Source organism: Mycobacterium sp. IDUB_39 (assembly GCF_055419205.1).
The window spans coordinates 760161-775334 of the sequence record NZ_JBVAXF010000002.1 but is presented as its reverse complement, the minus strand read 5'-3'; the positions used below and the strand labels follow the sequence as shown (position 1 = coordinate 775334).

Sequence of the window (15174 nt, the reverse complement as noted above, 5' to 3'; positions counted from 1 at the left end):
ACACCCACACCACAGTGCTGTGGATTGACTGTTGATTACCCAGTCGCCAAAGACCAGTTGCTACATCACGGTTCGCCACCGGATCGGGGAAAATTCCATGCCGAAAGACCCGCGATGAAAGTGGTGCTGGCGAGCTACGGAAGTCGTGGCGATATCGAACCATGCGTCGCAGTCGGCCTGGAGTTGCTGCGCCGTGGGCATGACGTGCGCGTGGCCGTCCCGCCTGACCTCGTCAGCTTCGCCGAGACCGCTGGGCTTGAGGCGGTCCCCTATGGCCCTGACACCCAGGTGTGGTGGGATGCGCACCGGGATTTCTGGACGCGCTTCTTCGGAGAGTTCTCGAAGAACTTCTGGAAGATTCCAGATCTGATCAGGTCGTGGCGTGAAGTCGGAGAGCCCATCATCGGGTACTGGGACCAGATCGCCGCAACGCTGAAGTCATTGACGGATGGCGCCGACCTATTGGTCACTTTTTTAAATTTCGAGCCGCCCGCTGTCAACGTCGCGGAGTATTACGGCATTCCGCTGGCAACGCTGCATGTCGCACCCGTGCGGGCCAACGGTCACTTCCTACCTTTCCTGCCACCGTCGTTGGGTCGTCACGCCCTGACGCTGTTTCAGTGGACGGCTTGGCGCGGGGTGAAGAGGTTTGAGGACGCGCAGCGCCGCCAACTGGGCCTGCCGAAGGCCAGGGGCTCCGCACCGCGTCGGATCACCGAACGCGGATCACTGGAAGTTCAGGCTTACGACGAGACTTGGTTCCCCGGGCTGGCGGCGGAATGGTCGAACTGGAATGGCCAGCGACCCTTTGTCGGCGCGCTGACTATGGAGTTGCCGACCGATTCCGATGACGAGATCGCCTCGTGGATCGCCGCGGGAACACCGCCGATCTTCTTCGGGTTTGGCAGCACCCCGGTTAAATCTCCCACCGACACGCTCGCCGCGATCACCGCGGCCTGCGCACAGCTGGGCGAGCGCGCGTTGGTGTGCGCAGGCTGGAGCGACTTCAGTGACATCCCCCCTTCCGAGCACGTCAAGGTGGTGGACACGATGAACTACGCGGCCGCGTTTCCCTCCTGCCGCGCGCTCGTGCACCACGGCGGCATGGGCACCACATCGGCGGGCCTGCGCGCCGGAGTCCCCATGCTGATTCTCTGGACGGCCCTCGATCAGGCGATCTACGCAGATCGGATCAAACAGCTGAAAGTGGGCTTTGGGCGGCGCATTTCGGCCGCTACCGAGAAGTCGTTGGTCGCGGACCTACGCCGAATCCTCGAACCGCAGTATGTCGAGCGGGCGCGCGAGGTCGCCACCCGGATGACCAAACCCGCCGAGAGCGTTGCCAACACCGCCGATCTGCTGGAGAACTTCGCCCGCTCAAGTCGTGTCGGCTGACCCGCAGTCCTGATCTAGCGGGCGCGGCTGGCGACCGCCACCGTCGGGCCCAACCCTCGTCCGGTCCGGAACTCGACGGTAATGGCCGGGTCGGCATGATTGGCGAGCGCGCGCAGCGCCGACGGGCTGTAGGCGCGAAGCGAGCTGATGAAACCATCGTGTTGCAATGGCGAGACCCTGGTGAGCGGCAGCACCACCGCCAATAACATCACGTGCAACGGTGCCGGCGGCCTGGGGAGATCCACGATCAGCAACTTCTTGGCCGCCCTGGTCCCCGCGTCAAAGACTTGAGCGGCGAGTGCGGGCGGCAGGTGGTGCAAGGACAACGCGAACACCGCAAGGTCGTAATACCCGTCCGGGGCATCGATTGCGGTGGCGTCCATTTCGCGCACCGTGACGCGCGGGTGACTGCCGAGATCACTTGCGGCCATGCCGGCCACAAACGTGGGATCGATATCGGTGACCGTCAGCGCAGCAGTGGGATGTCTCTCCAGTAGCTTGCTCGACAGCCCGCCAAGGCCAGCCCCGAGTTCGAGGATCCTCGGCGAGGGCACATCGGCCACTTCGCGAAGCACCATCCGGGCGCACTTGTCGTGAATACCAATACGGCGTCGCCGTCCGGCGCGGTCGAGTGAATCCATGACCTTGCGTTTCAGATCGTCGACGTCATCACGGTCCAGGTATTCCAGTCGGTCGGTCTGCAACCGCCGGTCCAACCAGGAAGCGTCCGGCCCGCCCCGGGGCATGCTCGCAATGTCTCGGGTTCTGCTATCCACGTAGACCATCATGGATCATCGACGCGGTGATCCCATCGAAAGCCCCAAACTCACCGCGGCTTCGGCCGACTTCGGTTGGGCCAGCACGTAATCGACCCGGGATCCGGACCCCGCCCAGCCACGCCGGGAAGTGAACACCACACCCGCTACTCAGGACCGGTGGTTGCGTCGCTGCGGTCCAGGGAGGCGCGGCGCACGACGATGAGGTGACCATCTCGGAAGTTAGCGATATTGGTCGCGAACCGATAATGGCCATACACGGCATCGATCAATGCCGTGGCGAGATCCGTGAACGAAAAATTGTTGGCGAACGTCCAATAGTCGCAATAGACGTCTTCAATCAGGTAAACGCCGCTGTCGCTCAGCGCATTCTCGAACAGGCAGCGAAAGGAATCTGCCATACGGGATGTCGTGATACTTCCGGCGTCGATGATGACGTCGAAAGGGCCGAACTCCGCAGCCACCGATCTCAGGAAGGAAGCGCCCTGCTCACCACACATGCGGACGTGAATGCCTCCTGAGTCCGCAACTCGCACCAACTTTGAGTCAATGTCAATACCGACGATGCGCGAGTCAGGGTGAAGGTACTCCTGCCACATCTGGAGCGAGTCATCATAGAAGCTACCGATCTCCAACATCCGAATCGGCCGAGTTCGGTCGACCACAGACTCATAGGTCGGCAAGTCGTGCGGCAACCCGTGGACCCTCGGAGTGCGGTTGACCACCTCGGCAGCCTCACCGTGAAGCTCGGTGTCCACCTCCGACCAAGTGGTCATTGCAGCAAGCTCCGGCCCCAGCACTCTCAGGGTTCTGCGTCGACCCCGATAGCGATCGCGCCGCGCGATGGGGGAAAACTTGAGAACGACATTCACCGTAGGCACCTTGTCGGCAGATCCATCATCTCCATACCGCCCCATACGTCGAGAACTCGCTGTTAGGTGTCGCGCCAGTCAATTACAACTCTCGAAACACTTTTCGAACGGATGTACCGACGGTACCGGACAGGCCGCACCTTCGACGCAGAGTCTCGGCCGAGAGCGCGCCGATGCAAGAACGGCTGACGCGGGCGCCCTAGCGGGCTTAGCGCACGCGGCGCAGATACCCGTCCGGCGCCGCGGTTATCTGAAGTCTCTGTGGGATCTCGCGATCAATCTCGAACTCGGAATGCGACTTCAGAAACTCCCAGACCGCTGTCTTCGGGTTGTTGCCATGATCCCACGGCCGGTCGGGGAACATATCGGCGGGCAGATCCTCGATAATGGTGTCAAACACCACGCAATAGCTATTCGGTGTCACTAGAGATGCGTATGCCGACAATTCGGCGAGAACATGCTCATGGGTGTGGTTGCTGTCGAGGCAGACGAGCGTGGCCCCACGACCGCGTGCCAAATCGTGAACCTGTTGAATTGTTGCCGGCTCAAGGCTCGACCCCTCGATCATCGTTATGTAGTGAGACAGTGGATGAGCCTCCATCGCCGCACGATTGTGGGCGCGAATATCGATATCGACGCCAATGACCTGCCGACTGGGTGCGCGAGGGTCCAGGGTTGTGTTGTTGTCGACGGCGTCACACATGTCAAGCAGCGCGAGCATGGAAGCGCTGAGGATCAATGAACCGCCGTGCGCGATTCCCGTCTCCACGATCACACGTGGCTTGACCCTCCAGATCAACTCCTGAAGGCAGACGATGTCCTGTGGGTATTGAATGATCGGCCGGCCGAGCCACTCGAAGTTGTACGAGTAGCGGTTCCTCGCGCCTCGATCGAGCCATTCAGAGGACAGCCGCGCGAACTCTTGATCCTTCGCGAGAGCTTCGACGTTCTCGACCACGCTCAGCTGATGGTCCGTCAGAGTTGGTTCGGCCACGGCTATGTCTCCCAAGCTGATTTGATCTGAATCACGGAGCGGAATCTCCCATACCGACTTCCGGACCTGCTGGTGGACTTGGCTTGATAATCAAGCCCTGGCCAGTCGGCAGCGAACAGATCGTCACGCCGTGCGTCTGCGCGAATTCATCCATCGCGAGCTTTTGTTCCTCATAGCCCAGGTAGGCGTAGTCGTCGAGCAGTACTGGCGCACCTGGGACCAGTAGTTCCCAGAAGTGTTCAAGTGCGGCTATTTCTGGTGGAGCGCAGTTCATGTCGATGTGCAGATAGGCAACCCGGCGCGTCGCGACCTCCCCGAGGGTGTCGGGTACAACGCCCTCGACGATGCGCGCACGCGGCCATTGAGCGAAGTTGGCCCGGACAGAATCCGATCCCTTCACATAGAAGCCGCTTTGCAGATTCTCTGCATTCTTTTGCAGCGCACCGGATGTGCGCTCACGTTCGGTCACAAATCCGTCGTCCAAGCCTGCAAATGTGTCAAGCAGATAGAAATCCCGGTCGAGCGAGTTCCAGTCGAGGTACTCCATGATGGCGCTGCTCAGAAAACCCCTGTTCACGCCACACTCGACAAAATCCCCATCAAGTCGCAACCCAGTCGTGGCGGCCCACAGGCCGACATGCACGCGCCAGTGCCATCGATAGGTGTCCACGCCGCCGATCGCGCTGACGCCTCGGTCGTACGCCGCGATGAATCTCGGATCCTGCATGAACGTGTGGGAATGCACGCTGATCAGGCCATCCTGTATGTACGCTTTCGGCGCGACGCGACGCAACAAAGCCTGCATCCCCGCATCGATGCGTCTACTGCCGGCCTGAAGAACATTCGCAGCGCTAAGTCGGTTCACCGGATAACCCTCGCTGTACCGGATCGCGGTGCGCGAAGGCGGTTCTCATGACTGCTGACCATGAATTGCGATCGTACCCGACTGGAAAATGGAGATCCGTTAAAACCGCAAGGTGATTGGTTCAACGGGGTAGGCAGTTCACAACACGACTCCACTGAAATCAGCACTCAGCAGCGGATGGGTTAGGTCACGGGGTGACAACCCCTGCGGCGGCAATGGCCAATCGATCGCGAGCCGTGGGTCGTCATACCGAAGACCACCCTCGGAAGACGGGTTGTAGAACTCTGTCACCAGGTACAGCAGTTCACTGTCCGGCTCCAGAGCCTGGAAGCCGTGGGCGAAACCCTCTGGGATGACCAGCATTTGCGCATCGTCCTGTGCCAGTTCCTGGGCGTGCCACTGCAGAAACGTGGGTGAGCCCGCCCGCAGGTCCACTGCCACGTCCCAGAGTCGGCCGCGAACGCAGCGGACCATCTTCATTTCCGCGTGCGGTGGCCGTTGGAAGTGCAGGCCGCGCACGGTACCGGCGTCGCTGGTTCTGGAGTGGTTGACCTGCGCGATCTGGCGGCCACCCAATACGGGCTGGAGCTCCTGAGCGCAGAAGAGCCGGACGAATGCTCCGCGGTCATCGTGATGGGGCATGGACTGCACGATCTTCAGATCGGCCACGGCGGTGTCGAGAATGTTCACGGGTTCGCCCAACCCATGCCTGAGTCGGCTGCATCGGCGACGTAGGCGGCCAGTTCGTCGGCGCTCGACACGTCACCGGCTTCCAGAAATCGGCGATACCAGTTGGCGGTGTGGTGGATAGCTGTCTCAGAGTTCCAGACGGGACGCCAACCGAGATGTGTTTTCGCCTTGGCGCTGTCGAGTTGCAGTAGTGCCGCCTCGTGTGGCTGCGGATCGGATGCCACTCGCCACTGAACCTGTGGCCATGTGTGAGCAAGGTCTGCGAGCACCTGTTCGACCGTAAGGTTCTCCCCTTCAGGGCCGAAGTTCCAGGCATCGGCACTGGCGGTGTCGCCGGCCAGCAGCCGCTCGCCCAGGAGCAAGTACCCACTGAGGCAATCCAGCACGTGTTGCCAGGGTCGCGTGGCGCGCGGCGAGCGGATCACCAGTGGCTCGCGGGCGATAACTGAGCGCACCAGATCGGGAATCAGTCGGTCCTCAGACCAGTCGCCACCGCCGATCACGTTGCCACCCCGGGCGGTTGCGAGCAGCGGGGCAGACGGGTGTTGCAGCAACGCACTTCGGTAACTGGCGGCGACCAACTCGGCGCCGGCCTTCGACGCGCTGTAGGGGTCGTGGCCCCCCAGCCGGTCTCGTTCTCGGTAGGCCCAGGGCCATTCGCGATTCTCGTAGCACTTGTCACTCGTGACAACTACGACGCCACGTACATCTGGCGTGTGACGCACGGCCTCGAGTACATGCACGGTGCCCATCACATTGGTGGCCCATGTGGTGGCTGGCTCTCGGTAGGACCGACGAACCAACGGCTGGGCGGCCAAGTGGAAGACAATCTCCGGTCGCTCCGCGGCGAAGATCCCACGGACGGCCGCCTCATCGCGAATATCGATGCGATGATCCTTGATGGGCAGCTCCAACGAGCCCCAATGGCTGGGTTCGGACGGTGGGTCCAATGCGAGCCCGGAGATCTGCGCGCCAAGCGCCTGCAACCACAGACACAACCAACTGCCCTTGAAGCCGGTGTGGCCAGTCACCAGGACTCTGCGCCCTCGATAAGCACTTCCGAAGGCGTTCACCGCCAGCATTTCCATGGCGCTTTGCCGCTACTCCACTGTTCTTCGAGCAGGTTCTTGTCCCGAAGCGTGTCCATCGGTTGCCAGAAGCCGGAATGCTCGAACGTCATCATTTCGCCATCGGCAGCGAGGCGGGCCAAGGGCGAGCCCTCCCAAGGGGTCTCGTCTCCTTCGATGTAATCGAGCACCGCAGGCGACAGGACGAAGAAACCGCCGTTGATGAGGCCGCCGTCGCCACGTGGCTTCTCGATGAATTGCGTTACCTGGTCACCTGTGCGCTCGATGGCGCCATAGCGACCGGGTGGGCGCACCGCTGTAACTGTGGCGTGCCGGCCGTGCTGACGGTGGAATTCGATGCTTGCGCCGATGTTCACGTCACTGAGCCCGTCACCATAGGTCAAGCAGAATGCCTCGTCGTCTCGGATGTAACTTGCCACGCGCTTGAGGCGTCCACCGGTCAGGGTGTCGTCACCGGTATCCACCAGGGTCACACGCCAGGGTTCGGCGTGGTGCTCGTGCACTTCCATCCTGTTGACGGACATATCGAAGGTCACGTCCGACATGTGCAGGAAGTAGTTGGCGAAGTATTCCTTGATGGCATAGCCCTTGTAGCCACAGCAGACGACGAAATCGTCAATACCGTGATGAGAGTAGAGCTTCATGATGTGCCACAAGATTGGCCGCCCGCCGATCTCCACCATCGGTTTGGGGCGGACGGCCGTCTCCTCGCTGAGACGAGTGCCCAAGCCGCCGGCCAGCAATACGGCTTTCATTGAGCTCGCTTAAGTTTGGGACGGTACCAACTCGACAAATTCGTCGGTCGATCCGCCAATCCAGCGGAGTAATTCGAGTCATCCTTTACGATGACCGTCAGATATCCGAACACCTCGGCAGGAATGCTGTTCGAGTACTTCTCCTTGAGGTGTCGAATCACAAGATAGGACCCCAGCCTCTCACCCAGAAAACCGACCGCCCTAATCTGAAATCTATTGTATTTCCTCAGGCGGTCGCCATATCGGTTCAGGAACTCTCTGCCGACAATCTCGATTCCTGAGAATGTGTGTACCAACCACTCCCTCGGGTAGATCCCGAGTTCAATACCGCCGGGGATGAAGTGCTTTGCGGCCAGGAACTCCGACGCAGAATTCGAATCCAACACACCCAACTCGACTGCCAGATCGGCATAATCGAGAATATCTCTGCGGTGATGAATCGCTGAGTAGTGCCCAACTACCGTTTTCTTGAGATGAAGAGGCTGCGCTATCAGAAATTCCAGGCCAGCCCTGGGCGTGTACACCGAAAGCTCGGATTCCCGTGCGAAGTTCTCAAGGCTCAACTCCCTCATGGTGGGAAAGTTCTTGGCCTCCCTTCCCTCCGGACACGGAAGGGTTCTCTTCCGGTGCGAGGAAACTTCAATAAGCTCAGCATCCCCGGAGAATCGCTCGATTGCGATGGGCAGCACGTGCGTTCCCGCGGCGCCATATGCAACCGGTCTGGCCTCGTCCCAAAACCGATCGAGTTGCCTCACGTGGAATGCAGAGTCCGGTTGGAAATCCCCAAGCGCGATGCAGTCGTCGTACCAACTCTCGGGCAGCAGTGGCTTCTCGTGACTAATGCAGTACCTACGAATCATGGGTGCGGGTCAGATCCTGACAATAAGCTGCTGGAGACCTCACGCCCGCCGCTAACTGCGGTGCGCGTTCGGAAATCCTGCAGTGCTTGGCCGGCGATGCCACGAGCGTCTACGGCTGCCACTGGGCGGTGTTCTTTCGGTCGTCGAGGAACGTGAACCGAACATACCAAGGGCAGTCGAGGAACCATGAGCAGTTCTTCACAAGCGGCTAGTGAGCGCGTGGGCCCCGTCGCAATGGACGTGAATCACCAGGTGCCCCTGGTCCCCCTCGAGCGACTGATGGCCAAGATCGTGCACTCAGGGCAACCTAATTGTCGGGGACGACATCGGCCCTTCCTGCACCGGCACGGCAAGCCACCTACGTCGGCGAAGCAGATTTCGCCACCACATCTCATCGGAGTGGCTAGGCTACCGACCGACCAGTTGATTTGAGGCTCGGATGGACGGGCCGTCCGAACGACTGAGCTAATGACCTGCCCCCTAGCGGAATTCGGCCGTGCCTGCTGAAACCCACCGGTTGGAAAGAGGTGAATGCCCCATGGGGTACGCCCCAGTCACTCCCGTCGCAGTGATCGGAATGGGCTGTCGGCTCCCCGGTGGCATCAACTCGCCGGACAAACTGTGGGAGGCGCTGGAGCGCGGGGACAACCTGGTCACCGAGATCCCGGCCGATCGGTGGGACGTCGACGAGTTCTACGACCCCGAGCCGGGGGTGCCCGGCAAGTCGGTGACGCGTTACGGCGGATTCCTGGATGACATTTGGGGATTCGACGCCCCGTTCTTCGGTCTGCGGACGCACGAGGCGACCTACATGGATCCGAACCACCGGTTGTTGATGGAGACCTCGTGGGAGGCCATCGAGCACGCCGGCATGGCTCCCGGCTCGCTGTTCGGATCCAAGACGGGTGTCTTCATGGGGGTGGTCCACGATGACCACGTCGTGCTGACCTACGAGTCGGGCGTCGTCCACGATCCCTATGCGTACCCCGGCAATACCCCCAGCATGGCGTCCGGGCGCATTGCGTTTTGGCTGGGAGTGCATGGCCCGGCGCTGACGGTGGACTCCGCATGTTCGACCGGTCTACTCGCCTTGCACCTGGCCTTTCGCAGCCTGAATGACGGCGAGAGTGACCTTGCTCTGGCGGGCGGGGTCAACACCCTGATTTCGGGGATCATGAACACGGCGGGGGCGGCGCTGGGCATGTTCTCCCCGACTGGCTGCTGCCATTCCTTCGACGTCGCGGCGGACGGGTTTGTGCGGTCCGAGGGAAGCGCCGTGGTCTTGCTGAAGCGCCTGCCAGACGCACTGCGAGACGGCGACCAGATCCACGCGGTGATACGTGGCACGGCAGCCAATCACGATGGCCGCACCAAGACCATTTCCAGGCCGTCGTTGGATGCACAGGCCAACGCGTACCGCGCAGCGCTGGCGAATGCGGGTGTGGACCCCGCCACGGTCGGCATGGTGGAGGCCCACGGCACCGGCACCCGGGTCGGCGACCCGATCGAGTTCGGCAGCCTCGCCCAGGTATACGGGTCGGATGGTCCTTGTGCACTCGGATCGGCGAAGAGCAACTTCGGGCACACCGAGGGTGCGGCAGGCGTGGTGGGGCTGATCAAGACCACCCTCGCGCTGCAACACGGAGTGGTCCCGCAGTCACTGCACTTCACCCGGCTGACCGATGACCTCGCACGGATCGACACCGGACTGTTCGTTCCCACCGAGGCCACGCCGTGGCCGTCGCGAGACGGCCAGGACCGCCGACGGGCGGCCGTGTCGTCGTACGGTCTGAGCGGCACAAACGTGCATGCCGTGCTGGAAGAGGCACCCGAACCCGCGCACCCCGCCGAAGTCTCCCCCGGCCACGCCGGCTCTCTGGTGTTCGCACTGTCGGCCACCTCGCCCGAGGCGCTACGACGCACCTCCGGACGGCTCGCCGAGTGGGTGAGAGACCGTGCCGATCAGCTGGTGCCATCGGATCTGGCGTACACCCTGGCGCGCAGGCGTGGCCATCGGCCCGTGCGCGCTGCCGTGGTCGCCGCGAGTATTTCCGAGCTGACCGAGCGTTTACTCGAGGTCGCCGAGGTCGACGCGGCGTATCCCCCTGCCGTGGGCCAGGACGACCGGGGACCCGTGTGGGTGTTCTCCGGACAGGGCTCACAGTGGGCTGCGATGGGTGCAGATCTGCTGGCGGCCGAGCCGGTGTTCGCCGCGACCGTCGCGCAGGCCGAGCCGCTGATCGCCGCCGAAGCGGGATTCTCGGTCACACAGGCGATGTCGGCGCCGGAGACAGTCACCGGTATCGACCGAGTCCAGCCGACCCTGTTCACCATGCAGGTCGCATTGGCCGCCGCGATGCGCTCCCATGGGGTAGTCCCCGGCGCAGTCGTCGGGCACTCGCTCGGGGAAGTCGCCGCGGCCGTTGTCGCAGGAGCACTTTCACTCGAAGACGGGGTCCGCGTCATCTGCCGCCGCTCGCGGTTGTTGGCCACGATCTCCGGCGCTGGGGCGATGGCATCGGTGGAGCTGCCCGCCCGGCGCGTGCGTGAGGAACTGGCTGCCCGCGGTCTCACGGATGTCGTGGTGTCGGTGGTCGCCTCGCCAGAGTCCACCGTCATCGGCGGTACGACCCAGGCGGTTAGGGACTTGGTCGAGATGTGGGAGCGCCGCGACATCATGGCACGCGAGGTGGCGGTCGACGTCGCGTCGCACTCCCCGCAGGTCGACCCCATCCTCGCCCAGTTGACCGATGCGTTGGCCGATCTCACTCCCATGACGCCATCAGTCCCGTACTACTCGGCGACCCTGGACGACCCACGGCAGCAGCCGGACTTGGACGCTAGTTACTGGGCGGACAATCTGCGCAATCCGGTGCACTTCGCCGACGCGGTGCAGGCGGCGCTCGAGGACGGCCATCGAGTCTTCGCCGAACTCTCCCCCCACCCTCTATTGACCCGCGCGGTCGAGCAGACAGCCAGCGCATCCGACATCTCAGTCCAGGCGCTGCCCTGCCTTCTGCGCCAGCAGGAGCTGCGGCACGGCCTGTTCGAGTTCCTGGCGAACCTTTATTGTGCCGGCGCCGCAGTGGATTTCGCGGCGCTCTACCCGAAGGGGCAGCTGGTTGACGCGCCGCTGCCGAGCTGGACCCACCGTCGGCTGCGCATCGGAAAAGGCGGCGCCAGCCCCCAGGCGCTAGGCACCCGAACCGTCACTGTGCATCCACTGCTGGGCGCCCATGTTCGTCTGCCCGAGGAGCCGGAGCGCCACGCCTGGCAGGGCGATGTCGGCACCGCGGTACTGCCTTGGCTGAGTGACCATCAGGTACACGCCGTGACCGCGCTTCCCGGGGCCGCCTACTGCGAGATGGCGCTGGCGGCCGCTCGCACCGTGCTCGGCGAGCAATCCGAGGTACGTGACATCCGCTTCGAGCAGATGTTGCTGCTGGACAAGCAAACCCCGATATCCACGGTCGTCTCGGTTGACACACCCGGCGTCGCGGAGTTCGAGGTGGTGACCGATCACGAGGGCGAACGCACACGGCGAGCAAGCGCCACCCTTCGGCTTGCCGGAGATGAAGCCGTCGACGAAGACGACGCCGACGCGCCGCGGCCGCACGACGTGTCCGCGTTGCTCGCCGCGCACCCGTCGCGCACCGAGGGCGACGAGCTCCGGCAGCTGTTCAACGCGCGCGGGGTTGCGCTGGGTCCGGCATTTGCTGGGCTGATCGCCGCTCACACCGCCGACGACGCGTCCACCCTGGTCACCGAGATCGCGCTGCCCGGCCCGCTTCGCGCTCAACAGGGTGCCTACGGCATACACCCGGCGTTACTCGATGCCTGCTTCCAGTCTGTCGCGGCGCACCAGGCGGTCAACGACGACACCGACGGCGGCCTGCTCGTGCCGCTGAGTGTGCGACGGATCCGAATCTGCGACCCGGCGCGCAATCCCCGCTACTGCGTCGTCCGGCTGACCCCGCACGATCGGTCGGGTTTCGAGGCCGACCTCGACGTGCTCGACGAGTCCGGGACGCCTGTGGTCATTGTCCGGGGATTCCGGCTGGGCAGCAGCGCCGCCGAGGGAAGCGAAGTGCAGCGGGTCCTCGCCGAGCGCCTCCTAGCCGTCGAATGGCGGCAGAGCGCCCTACCCCCCGCACCGGATGCCGACCCCGGCCAGTGGCTGCTGATCACGACCTCCACGACCGAGGACGCCCTGACGACCGGGCTCATCGAGTCGATGAAAGCCCTTGATGCACAATGCGATTGGCTTGGCTGGCCGGAACACGCCGACCATCCCGCCTACCTCGAGCAACTGGGCGGTCGACTGCGGGCGAGTGCCGTCAAGGGTCTTGTCGTGGTGCTCCCGGCACCGGTGGGCAATCCGGATGAAGACGGATTGACCAGGGCCCGCGAGCATGTGTCGCACCTGGTGCGGATCGCCCGCGAACTGACGGAGGCACCTGGAGAACCACCGCGTCTCTATGTGCTGACAAGGGACGCCCAGGCTGTCCAGCATGGGGATGGGGCCAACCTCGACCAGGCGGGACTACGCGGCCTGGTGCGCGTGGTCGGAGCCGAACATCCGCAGCTGCGACCCACCCAGATCGACGTGGACATCGACTGCGATCCCGAAAAGGTGGCATTCGAACTGCTATCGGGCTCGGACGAGGACGAAACCGCGTGGCGGGACGGTCAGTGGTACGTGGCCCGACTGCGGCCCACACCCCTGCGGCCGGACGAGCGCCGCACCACCGTGGTGGACCACGAGCGTGACGGCATGCGCTTGGAGATCCGCACCCCGGGCGATCTGGCGAGCATGGAATTCGCGGCCTTCGACCGTGTTCCGCCAGGGCCGGGCGAGATTGAGGTCGCGGTCAGCTCATCCAGCATCAACTTCGCCGATGTCCTGGTCGCGTTCGGCCAATACCCCAGCGTCGAGGGAATTCTGCCGCAGCCGGGCACCGATTTCGCCGGCGTGGTGACCGCGGTCGGGCCCGACGTCACCGATCATCGGGTCGGTGACCATGTCGGCGGCTTCTCGAAGAACGGATGCTGGGCCACGTTCGTCACCTGCGACGCTCGCGCTGCCGTGACACTGCCGCCCGGGTTGACCGACGAGTTGGCGGCCGCGACGACCACTGCGTACGCGACCGCCTGGTACGGCCTGCACGACCAAGCCAGGATCGGCGCCGGTGACCGCGTCTTGATCCACTCCGCCACCGGCGGTGTGGGCCAGGCGGCCATCGCGATCGCTCGCGCCGCGGGAGCGGAGATCTTCGCCACGGCGGGCAGCCCGGCACGTCGAGAATTGTTGCGTGGCATGGGCATAGAACATGTCTACGACTCGCGCAGCATCGAGTTCGCCGACCTGATCCGCAAGGACACGGACGGCGAGGGCGTTGATATCGTGCTCAACTCCCTCACCGGCGCCGCCCAGCGCGCCGGGCTCGAACTGCTGTCCATCGACGGACGGTTCGTGGAGATCGGCAAGCTCGACGTCTACGCCAACACGCGGCTGGGGCTCTATCCCTTCCGCCGCAACCTCACATTCCACTACGTCGACCTGGCGTTGATGGTCAAGAGCCGGCCTCGCAAGATCGCGGACCTGTTGCGCCGCGTGTACCGGCTCGTCGCGGAAGGTGAGCTGCCCCCGCCGGAGATCACCCGCTACCCACTCGCCGAGGCGGCCACCGCGATTCGCGTGATGGGCGCCGCGGAGCACACCGGAAAGCTCGTGCTCGACGTCCCGCACAGCGGACGCAGCAGCGTGGTCGTGCCACCGGAGCAGGCTCGGGTCTTCCGAGAGGATGGCGCCTACATCATCACCGGTGGCCTGGGCGGCCTCGGGCTGTTCCTCGCCGCCAAGATGGCCGGCGCGGGCTGTGGCCGGATCGTGCTGGCGAGCCGCTCGCAACCAAATCCTCAGGCCGAGCAGGCCATTGCGCGTATACGTGCGACCGGCACTGACGTCCACGTGGAGTGTGGCGATATCGCCGAGCCGGCGACCGCGGAGCGTCTGGTCGCCGCCGCCACTGCCACCGGGCTTCCGGTACGCGGTGTGCTGCACGCCGCGGCGGTGGTGGAGGACGCCACGCTGACCAGCATCACGGACGAGCTGATCGACCGAGACTGGGTGGCCAAGGTCTGCGGCGCCTGGCATATGCACCGGGCCCTGCGTGATGCAGAAGCCGAGGCACCACTGGACTGGTTCTGCTCGTTCTCGTCGGCAGCCGCACTGCTCGGCTCGCCAGGGCAGGGCGCATACGCAGCGGCCAACAGCTGGTTGGACGCCTTCACTCACTGGCGTCGCGCCCAGGGCCTACCGGCCACCGCGATCGCGTGGGGAGCTTGGGGCCAGGTCGGACGCGCCGCGTCCCTTGAAGAGGGCCGCACCACGATGATCACCCCCGATGAGGGTGCGCACGCCTTCGAGACGCTGCTGCGTTACGACCGCACCTACACCGGCTACATGCCCACGGCGGGAACGCCTTTGTTCACCGCTCTCGTCGCGCGCAGCCCGTTCGCCGAGGCGTTCAAGACCGCGGGTGGGGCACAGCACGACACCGCCACCATGCGCGCCGAGTTACTCACGCTGTCCCCCGACGAGTGGCCGGCCCGGCTTCGGCGCCTGGTGACCGAGCAGGCCAGCCTCATCCTGCGCCGCACCGTCGACCCCGACCATGCGTTCCCCGATCACGGCCTAGACTCCCTGGGCTACCTCGAACTGCGCAGCCGCATCGAGGCCGAGACCGGTATACGCATCACCCCCAAGGCCATCGCCACCCACAACACCGCACGAGCCCTGGGCAAGCACCTAGCCGATTCACTGGCGACTGAGCTGACCACAACGTAAAACGATAGAACCGTGAACACACGGTTGAG

Annotated in this window: 10 protein-coding genes; 2 read left to right on the top strand and 8 right to left on the bottom strand. The window is 63.9% G+C overall.

What is annotated here, in order from left to right; all coding sequences use genetic code 11:
* Positions 1-114: 114 nt before the first annotated feature.
* Complete coding sequence (locus ACZY0X_RS09990) at positions 115-1395, top strand: glycosyltransferase (protein WP_463769882.1); 1281 nt, start codon at positions 115-117, stop codon at positions 1393-1395.
* Between the two features lie 14 nt (positions 1396-1409).
* On the opposite strand, the gene ACZY0X_RS09985 is transcribed toward ACZY0X_RS09990, so the two are convergent.
* From ACZY0X_RS09985 to ACZY0X_RS09950, 8 genes are all read right to left on the bottom strand, one after another.
* The gene (locus ACZY0X_RS09985) at positions 1410-2183 is read right to left on the bottom strand and encodes a methyltransferase domain-containing protein (protein WP_463769880.1); all 774 of its coding nucleotides are present in this window, start codon (positions 2181-2183) and stop codon (positions 1410-1412) included.
* 134 nt (positions 2184-2317) lie between these two features.
* Complete coding sequence (locus ACZY0X_RS09980; RefSeq protein ID WP_463769878.1) at positions 2318-3043, bottom strand: O-methyltransferase; 726 nt, start codon at positions 3041-3043, stop codon at positions 2318-2320.
* A gap of 208 nt (positions 3044-3251) precedes the next feature.
* Entirely contained in the window at positions 3252-4037 is a 786-nt protein-coding gene (locus ACZY0X_RS09975) for a cephalosporin hydroxylase family protein (RefSeq protein ID WP_463769876.1), read from the bottom strand.
* A gap of 31 nt (positions 4038-4068) precedes the next feature.
* Positions 4069-4842: a TylF/MycF/NovP-related O-methyltransferase gene (locus tag ACZY0X_RS09970; protein WP_463770604.1), complete on the bottom strand. Its 774-nt coding sequence runs from the start codon at positions 4840-4842 to the stop codon at positions 4069-4071.
* 198 nt (positions 4843-5040) lie between these two features.
* A complete protein-coding gene (gene rfbC / locus ACZY0X_RS09965; RefSeq protein ID WP_463769874.1) occupies positions 5041-5592 on the bottom strand; it encodes a dTDP-4-dehydrorhamnose 3,5-epimerase in 552 nt (183 codons plus the stop codon).
* The gene (gene rfbG, locus ACZY0X_RS09960) at positions 5589-6674 is read right to left on the bottom strand and encodes a CDP-glucose 4,6-dehydratase (protein ID WP_463770602.1); all 1086 of its coding nucleotides are present in this window, start codon (positions 6672-6674) and stop codon (positions 5589-5591) included. The genes rfbC and rfbG overlap by 4 nt, the downstream gene beginning before the upstream one ends.
* On the bottom strand, positions 6662-7435 hold the full coding sequence (rfbF, locus tag ACZY0X_RS09955; RefSeq protein WP_463769872.1) for a glucose-1-phosphate cytidylyltransferase: 774 nt from the start codon (positions 7433-7435) through the stop codon (positions 6662-6664). Before rfbF ends, rfbG begins: the two co-directional genes overlap by 13 nt.
* Complete coding sequence (locus ACZY0X_RS09950) at positions 7432-8190, bottom strand: hypothetical protein (RefSeq protein WP_463769870.1); 759 nt, start codon at positions 8188-8190, stop codon at positions 7432-7434. Before ACZY0X_RS09950 ends, rfbF begins: the two co-directional genes overlap by 4 nt.
* Before the next feature lie 643 nt (positions 8191-8833).
* Between ACZY0X_RS09950 and pks2 the strand changes: the two genes are divergently transcribed.
* Entirely contained in the window at positions 8834-15145 is a 6312-nt protein-coding gene (pks2, locus tag ACZY0X_RS09945) for a sulfolipid-1 biosynthesis phthioceranic/hydroxyphthioceranic acid synthase (protein ID WP_463769868.1), read from the top strand.
* Positions 15146-15174: the final 29 nt, after the last annotated feature.